At 68.5% G+C, this 7,976-nt stretch carries 6 protein-coding genes; 3 read left to right on the plus strand and 3 right to left on the minus strand.

The window, feature by feature from the left end:
* The first annotated feature begins 137 nt into the window (after window positions 1-137).
* Together ABD793_RS23415 and ABD793_RS23420 are read left to right on the plus strand one after the other, a co-directional pair.
* Window positions 138-659: a type VII secretion system-associated protein gene (locus tag ABD793_RS23415; protein WP_344863417.1), complete on the plus strand. Its 522-nt coding sequence runs from the start codon at window positions 138-140 to the stop codon at window positions 657-659.
* 664 nt (window positions 660-1,323) lie between these two features.
* Window positions 1,324-1,743 (plus strand): Hsp20/alpha crystallin family protein, encoded by a 420-nt coding sequence (locus ABD793_RS23420; protein ID WP_344863419.1) that lies wholly within the window; start codon window positions 1,324-1,326, stop codon window positions 1,741-1,743.
* A gap of 71 nt (window positions 1,744-1,814) precedes the next feature.
* On the opposite strand, the gene ABD793_RS23425 is transcribed toward ABD793_RS23420, so the two are convergent.
* Window positions 1,815-3,113 (minus strand): carboxylesterase family protein, encoded by a 1,299-nt coding sequence (locus ABD793_RS23425; RefSeq protein WP_344863421.1) that lies wholly within the window; start codon window positions 3,111-3,113, stop codon window positions 1,815-1,817.
* Between the two features lie 1,644 nt (window positions 3,114-4,757).
* Window positions 4,758-5,903: a tRNA dihydrouridine synthase DusB gene (dusB, locus tag ABD793_RS23430; RefSeq protein ID WP_344863424.1), complete on the minus strand. Its 1,146-nt coding sequence runs from the start codon at window positions 5,901-5,903 to the stop codon at window positions 4,758-4,760.
* 119 nt (window positions 5,904-6,022) lie between these two features.
* On the opposite strand from dusB, the gene ABD793_RS23435 reads away from it, so the two are divergent.
* Window positions 6,023-6,628: a TIGR03667 family PPOX class F420-dependent oxidoreductase gene (locus ABD793_RS23435; protein WP_425548743.1), complete on the plus strand. Its 606-nt coding sequence runs from the start codon at window positions 6,023-6,025 to the stop codon at window positions 6,626-6,628.
* A gap of 23 nt (window positions 6,629-6,651) precedes the next feature.
* Here ABD793_RS23435 and ABD793_RS23440 read toward each other — a convergent pair whose 3' ends face one another.
* Entirely contained in the window at window positions 6,652-7,287 is a 636-nt protein-coding gene (locus tag ABD793_RS23440) for a superoxide dismutase (protein WP_344863426.1), read from the minus strand.
* Window positions 7,288-7,976: the final 689 nt, after the last annotated feature.

Genomic DNA, 7,976 nt, shown 5'->3' on the forward strand with positions numbered 1-7,976 from the left:
AGTGGAGTTCGTCGCGCCGTCGGGTTGGTCGAGGTGGTCGGTAGGTTCGACCCAAGACTGCGGCGGCGGACTGTGGACAGCCAGGTCGGCCGGTCGGTTGGCGCGGTCGGCGGAAACGAGCGGAGGAGGTGCCGGCGGTGGCCGATGACCAGTGGGTGCTGCTTGTCGACCCAGCGTGGCGGCCCGGGTCGGCCGACGATGGTGCCGAGGTGCCGAGTCCGCCCCCGCAGGCCGTGGTCGGTGGCTGGCTCGCGCGCGAGGACGGATCCGTCAGCCGGTTCGAGGCGAATCCGTCCTACGAACCGTCGGGTGAAGAATCGCCGACGGATCCGCTCGACGCGGTGCTCCGCCTGACCGCACGTGGCGAGGCAGACTTCGACCAGCTGGCGGCCGTCTTCCGCGAGTCCGCGTTCTCGGTCGCCGTGGACACCGACCAGATGCCCCTTGTCTCCACTTCGCCGGACAACATTCCCTGCTTGCTCGTCACCAGCGCTCCGGCTCACCGCCGCCGAGTGCGCGCCGCCGGCTGGCGCCCAGCGTCGTCGTCCGACCTGCTTCACCTGCTCGACCAGCACGACGGGGTCGACCTCCTGCTGAACCCCGGCGCCCCCGGCTGTCTCCGCCTGCTGGCCGACAGCGTCCGCGAGATCACCGGCTGAAGCTCGGGGCCCCCTGGCACCACGCTGCCCTGGCGGCACCGCGCCCAGCGGCGACAACGCGCAGACAGACGTCGCACTCCCAGCTCGCGATGTACTTCCACTGGTGACGCCTCTGTGGATGGCGGCGCTCCTGTGGATGGCGGCGCGCTTGTGGAAGGCGGCGCTTGTGGATTCTTGTACGCGGAGCGGGCGGCGCGGTCTTGTACGCGGAGCGGGCGGCGCGGCGCTCCTGTGGGTAGCGACAGGCCTGTGGAAGGCGGCGCAGGCCTGCTCTTGTCCGCGGAGCGTGCAGACGACGTTGTGCCTGTGGCTGATCGTGTGCTTTCGGATTGCGACAGATCTGTGGGGCGGTGTCGAGCCTGTAGGTAACTGTGCATTTCGAGGTGTTGGCGACTGTCGACGTGACAGTGCGTCACCCCGCGGGATTGTCCCCAACCTATGGGGTGTCCCGATCGTCCCCTATGGGGTGTCCCGGTCGTCGTGACGCCATCTGCAGCCGAGGGCAGGCGGATCGGCTCGTCACGAGCGGTCGCCATTCGCCGGACCCAGACCCGGCGTTATGGTGTGAGTCACATGGGAACAATTAAGTTGAGTCTTTCGTTGGCAACTTTGTAGGCTTGGTCAGCTGACACTGGCCATGGTTGTCGCCAAAGAGGAGGCAGACATGTTGATCCGGACCGACCCGTTCGCCCAGTTCGACCGCTTGACGCAGCAGTTCTTCAGTGGTCAGGGCGGTACTCCGCGAACCATGCCGATGGACGCCTACCGCGCCGGCGATGAGTACGTGGTGCAGTTCGACCTACCGGGTGTCGCCCGGGATTCGATCGACGTGAGCGTCGAGCGCAACGTGCTCACTGTCCGTGCCGAGCGCACTGGTGGTCCGGTCGATGACGCCCAGGTGCAGGTTTCCGAGCGCACGCGTGGCAAGTTCTCGCGGCAGCTGTTCCTCGGTGACACGCTCGACACCAGCCGCATTGCCGCGGACTACGACGACGGTGTGCTCACTCTGCGCATCCCGGTGGCCGAAAAGGCGCAGCCGCGCAAAATCGCTGTTGGCGGTGCCACGAAGGAACTCGATTCCTGAACTGGGCTTTTCCACCACGGTCCCGTCATCCACAGGGGGTGGCGGGACCTGCTCGTTGTCCACAGCCGCCGTCAGCCGGTGTCAAAGCGCAGCGACCGGGACCCCAGCGCCGCGACACCGTCGTGTGCGAAACCGGCCCAGCAGCTCCGCATCCGAGTCGCCAACTCGGTGTCGATGACGCGTGATGGGCCGAGCACAGGCGCGTCCGCCCAGTCGGCAGGTGTCCCGAACAAGTGCGGCAATTCGATGCAGTGACCGGCGCCGAACGGTGCGTCCTCGGGCACCCAGTCGAACCGATATGTGGCGGCCCGCCCGCCGTGCGCAGTCCAATCCGCAGCCAGCTTCCGTGCTCCGTTGCCGAAGACCTTCCTCGTCGCGATTGCAGTGACGGTCCGAAGAATGATCTTCCCGGCCACGCCGAACCGGCCGATGGGCTCGGCGGCCGTTTGTCGTGCCACGAACGGTGCTGCGTCATCCTTGGTGTGGCCGATCAAGATCTCGATTTTCGGTGCAATCGCGGCGATCCGTGCCGGGACTTCAGCTGCGTCGGGCAACGGCGCGCACCCCAGGATCGGCGCGAACGGGAGCCCACCGACTGCTCCGAACGAGGCTGAAGCGGCGACGACGGCGGCCTGCGCCGACAACATTTTCTCGACGCTCGCAGCGCGCGGTGCCGACCCGAGCGACTCGGTGACCACTCGTCGTTGTGCAGCCGTCATCGTTTCGCGGCCGTCGCGCAAACCGAGTGGGGCGCTCTGCATGATGGCGCGCTGGAACAGTCCGTCGGCATCCGCGCTCAGCATGAGGGACAGCACCGAATCGCCGCCCGCGGACTGTCCGAAGACGGTGACCCTGCCGGGATCACCGCCGAACGCCACGATGTTGTCCCGGACCCACTGCAGAGCCAGGATCTGATCACGCAAGCCCAGGTTGTCCACATCGATCCCGTCGGGGGTCAGGTAGCCGAATATCCCCAACCGGTAGCTGACGTTGACAACCACGACGCGGCCTTCGCGTGCCAGGGAGTCCGTGTCGTACTTGGCCGCCTCGCCACTGCCGCTCAGATATGCCCCGCCATGGATCCAGACCATCACCGGTAGCCCATCTGCGTCGGCCGGCGCGACGACGCTGAGCACCAGACAGTCCTCATTGGACTCCAGATCGTCGGCGACCGGGCCGTTGACAACGTCCAGCCGTGACGACAGCTGTGGGCATTTCGGTCCGCGCCGTGTGCCATCAAGGATTTCGTCCCGCGGCCACGCGGGTTCGGCAGGTGCGAACCGTCGCGCCGTGCCGTAGTGCACGCCGCGCGCCCGAAGCAGCCCGGCGTCCTCGACGAGCCTGAGCCCCTGCACGATCCGCTCGATCACGAGCAGCACCGTAGGCCGCGACGTGGCACGGCGCTCCTCTCGCGATCTTGGTTCGGTTGATTCCTCGTCGTAGGGCAGGGAGATATCCCCAGCCGCCTGCGCACACCCTGAGTTGTCCCCAGGTGTGTGGAGGTTGTCCACAGGGTGTGTGGACAACCTCCACACACCTGGGGATACCTGGGGATAGAGCCTCTTATCCCCAGGTCAGATAGGTAAGAACGGCTCACCATTGTTTCTGGGTGACCCTGCGCGCAGGGCGGAAGCGGCCGGTCCGGCTCTCGGAACTGGCAACGAGGGCAAGAGGGCAACACGGACAACAGAGGCACCGGGGCGACGAGGCGACGGGCGACGGGGCGACGGGCGACAGGGCGACGGGGTGACGGGGTGACGGGGTGACGGGGCAACTGGCAGCGATCACGTAAGCAGACGGAGTTGGGTCGCTGTGTTCACGGTGTGTGTCCTGCGGCGTGTGTCGGTGTTCCTGCGGGAGGAGCGGGTCGCGTTTGGGGCCGTCCGGCGCTTGGCCGGTGGTGACGACGTGTGGATTTCCGGGGTGGCCAGCATGTACTGGGCCGATTTCGCCGGGAGCGCGGGTGGAGTCGCCGAGGTTCGCGCCGATGGGGAAGTGGCGTTGGTCTGGTTCGGTGGTTCGGCGACGTTGGGACTCGGCCAATCTGCTGCCGACGCGTCCAGCTGCGGCAGTACGACGGCGACCTCGACGGAGCGCTGGACGACCGGAGAGAGGCCGGGTCGCGCGGCGGTGAGTTCGGTTTGCTCAGCTTTGACGCCGAGGCGCGCGGCAATCACGCTGGATCGACCTACACCTGCGGCGCGGCAAACCGACCTGGCCACCGTGATGATCGGCTCGGTCCCGCGGGCGGGTGCTGCGCGCGAACTCGCCGGAGATGCTGGACCGGGTCGACGCCGGGGAGACGGTTTTCCGCGGGTGGCCCGGCGACCTGGGCCGGGCGCGAGAGCTGCTCGACGACGCCGAACGGGGGCTGCACGGCGAGATCACGTTCCCGGTCGACCATGCGGGGATCGGGAACGTACCGGCCCTACCTGGAAACGGTTCACCGGATCAGCGCGGACGAGGCCTTGGAGAAGGCGCACGCGATGGCGCTGAGCACCCGCGACCTGCCGATCCGGTCGCTGGTGGCGGTGAACGTGACAGCTCTGGTCGAGGCGTACAGGCGGTATCACGGAGTCGACCGTCCCGTTCGATGCGGTCGGACGGCGGCAGGGCCGCACTGACCGCCGGGCCTGCGGGCCGCGTGGACGGGCCGCACTGACCGCAGGCCTGCGAGTCCCGTGGACGGGCCGCACCGACCGCCAGGCCTGCGAGCCGCGTGGACGGGCCGCGCTGGGTCGGGAGGGTTCCGCCACGGCTGACTGTGCGGGAGGGAAGGGTGTCGCCACGGCTTGGTCGTGAGGGCGGGAGGGTGTCGCCATGGTTGGCCGCGGGGGCGGGGAGGACTCCGCCACGGCTTGGTCGTGGGGGCGGGGAGGACTCCGCCACGGCTGACCGTGAGGGTTGGGAGGTGGGCGGGCGGGCAGCCGTACCGGAAGCCGATCCGGCCAGGCTGCGGCAAGGGCGTACCGCTTGAACTCCGGTGCCGGGGCGGTCTTTCGGTGACCTGCGGGTCAGCCGCCCGAGTGCATGTCCTCGGCTTCCGGGACGCAGTCGTCGTCCGGGTCGTCGAGCCAGCCGTGCGGCAGGGTCACCTTGCCCGGCGAACCTTGGCGACCGCGCGGGCCGGTCGCCGTTTCCGGGAACGGGGCGTCGTGGTCGAGCCTGCCGATCAGGTCGTCGAGCTGGTCGAGGCTCGACACCATGGCGAATTCGCGGCGCAGTTCGGAGCCGACCGGGAAACCCATGAAGTACCAGGCCATGTGCTTGCGGATGTCGCGCATGGCCTTGTCGTGACCATCGTGTTCGACCAGCAGCTCGGTGTGCCGGCGCAGCACGCGTGCGACCTCGCCGAGGTTGGGCCCCGCCGGGATCTCCCGGCCCTGGAACGCCGCCTCCAGCTCGCCGAACAGCCACGGACGGCCGAGGCAGCCCCGTCCGACGACCACGCCGTCACATCCGGTCTCGGCGACCATCCGCAGCGCGTCCGCGGAGGAGAAGATGTCTCCGTTGCCGAGCACCGGGATGCCGGTGACCGCCTCTTTCAGCGCGGCGATCTTCGACCAGTCCGCCTGGCCGGAGTAGCGCTGCGCGGCGGTGCGCGCGTGCAGGCTGACCGCGGCGGCGCCCTCGGCCTCGGCGATCCGGCCGGCGTCGAGGAAGGTGCGGTGGTCGTCGTCGATACCGATGCGGAACTTCACGGTGAACGGGACCCCCGCCTCGTCCGCGGCCTTCGCCGACCCGCGCACGATGTCCGCGAACAGCCGCCGCTTGAACGGCAACGCCGCCCCGCCGCCCTTCCGCGTCACCTTCGCGACCGGACAGCCGAAGTTCGAATCGATGTGGTCGGCGAGGCCTTCTCCGGTGATGATCTTGACGGCTTCGCGCATCGTCTTCGGGTCGACCCCGTAGAGCTGCATCGACCGGGGCTTTTCGTTCGTCCCGAAGGTCATCATGTGCATCGTCCCGGGGTGCCGTTCGACGACGGCGCGGGCGGTGATCATTTCGCAGACGTAGATGCCGGCGCCGTACTCCTGGCAGAGCTGCCGGAAGGCGACGTTGGTGATCCCGGCCATCGGAGCGAGCACGACCGGTGGATCGACCTGGTACGGGCCGATCTTCAGTGCGGGCTTGCTCAGGGTGGCGGTCATGCTCACCATTGTCGTCGGTGGTGTCGATCATTCCAACCCGGCCTGCTTCTGTCCTCCGGCGCGTCCCTTGTTCCCGCGTCCTTACCGGGCTCTCTGCTCCGCTTTCCCGTGGCCAACGCGCCGTTGACGTGGAGGCAGCCGTCGCCGAGGTGCTGAAGGTTCGCACCGTCGGTGTAGTTCGGGGGATTGATGTCGAAGTTGAACTCACCCCACTCGAGTTCGCCCGACCAGTAAGTATCGGCGTCGGCCTCCGGTGCGCCTGGGTGGTCGGGAAGAAACTGTCGGTGTCGGGTGGTTACCTGGATCACAACGAACCGAGGAGGGCCACGGCTATGAGTTACACGTCCGACCCGAAGCTGATCGCGCGCGCCGACGAGCGGATCGGCTGGCTGACCACCGTCACTCCGAAGGGACGTCCCGCGCCGCGCCCGGTGTGGTTCGTCTTCGACGGTGCCGACATTCTGGTGTTCAGCCAGCCCGGCACCGCGAAGCTCCGGCACATCGAGGCAAACCCGGAGGTGAGTTTCAACCTCAACAGCGACGATGGCGGCGGCAGCATCCAGGTGGTCAACGGCCGGGCGCAGGTCGATCAGGCCAATGCGTCCGAGGCGCCGGGCTATCTGGACAAGTACGAGTCGAGCTACCCGGGGGTCGGGTACGCGGACGCGGCGGCGTTCGATGCCGATTTCTCGGTTCGGATCCGGATCGTGCCGGAGAAGTCCTGGGGCTTCTGACCGCAAGAATCCCGGGCCACCGCTCAGAAAGCGACGTCCAGGCAGGCCAGCCTGCCGCCTGCGGTGCCGGCGTGCCCTGGGTCGGTGTGCGTGTGGGTTTCGTGGATGACCACGGATTTCGCCCGCTCTGCGGCGAAAGCCCAGTCCACTGTGGAGGTTGCGTGACCGATACCTGAACGGTCGGTGGTGAAGTCGAGCCAGATCTCGTTCTGCGGGTTGGCGTAGGCGGGGTCCACCGAGGGTTTCACCGGGTCCGGCACGTGCTGGAAGTGCGGGCCCGCGTCGTCGCCGGTCGCGCCACAGGAGTTCTGGTGGGCGTGGGCACCGTATTCGTGCTGCGGGAGCAGGCCGCTGATCAGCAGCACTGTCCTGGTGCCGAGGTGCTCGGCGGACAAGCCGAGCACGCTTGCCCTGGCGCCGGCGGGCACCAGGTCGGGCTGGTAGGTCACCGCCTTGGCGCCGGGCGCGTAGGCGGTGAACGTGCCGTGGGCAGCGGTGAAGCCGACCGCGCGGTCGGCGGACGTGGTGCTGTGGGGGGACGCGCCCGGAAGGGCAGAAGCCGGCGAGAACGGACGCGGACTGGCACTGGCAGGCGCCGCCGCAGCGCCGACGAGGCCGGTCACGCAGGCAACTGCGAGGAATGTCGGGAGGATACGCATGCCCCTTCTCTAGTCAGCGGCTGTACGGCGCGCGATGTTCACCACCCGAAAGTGTTGTGTTTGTCCGTATTGCGGGCTGGATGAGCTGATGGGTTGCGCCCGCACGTGGTGGTGTGCTTTCCGTGCGCCGGTCTGACGGCTGGCGGGCCCGTTTCACGCGGCTGAATCGACGACCCTGGTCTGGCGAGTTCATGCGCTGGTGGAGCCGGTCGGCGGGCTGCCGGGTGCCGGGTCGGCCGGGTGCCGGGTCGGGTATCGGGCCGGTGGGCAGGCTGCGGTATCAGGTCGGCGGGACGGCAGCGGGCCGACCGGTCGGGCGGCGGTCGGTCGGTGGAGTGGCATCGGGCCGTGGGCATCGGTCGGGTCGTCGGGTGCTGTGGGGCGGGTACCTGTTCCTCGGTGGGGTTGCGGTGGGCAGGTGGGCCCCGGGCGGTGCTTGTTTTCCGCGGGTGTGTCGCTGGGTATTCCGGGGGTGTCGCGGCGTCGGGTCGCGGTGGCGGGGCTTTGGCGCGCACGGTGGGAGCTTGCTATGTCCGGCGATTCGGGCCGTGCCGAGGTGCCCGGCGGCGGTGCACGGGACGCCGGAGACGCTGGGAACGTCAGGGATACCAACGCCGCAAACACCGACACGACCGCAGATATCGCGAATACCAACGCCACCGCGGGTACCGCGGGCAGCAATGCCGCCG

The sequence above is a fragment of the Amycolatopsis ultiminotia genome (genome assembly GCF_039536925.1).
In the GTDB taxonomy this organism is placed as follows: Bacteria; Actinomycetota; Actinomycetes; order Mycobacteriales; family Pseudonocardiaceae; genus Amycolatopsis; species Amycolatopsis ultiminotia.

What these genes read in the sequence shown, in the direction of transcription:
- dusB (WP_344863424.1), bottom strand. Translation starts at nt 5,903, where the DNA reads ATGGTGAGCATGACCGCCACCCTGAGCAAGCCCGCACTGAAGATCGGC.
- ABD793_RS23420 (WP_344863419.1), top strand. Translation starts at nt 1,324, where the DNA reads ATGTTGATCCGGACCGACCCGTTCGCCCAGTTCGACCGCTTGACGCAG.
- ABD793_RS23440 (WP_344863426.1), bottom strand. Translation starts at nt 7,287, where the DNA reads ATGCGTATCCTCCCGACATTCCTCGCAGTTGCCTGCGTGACCGGCCTC.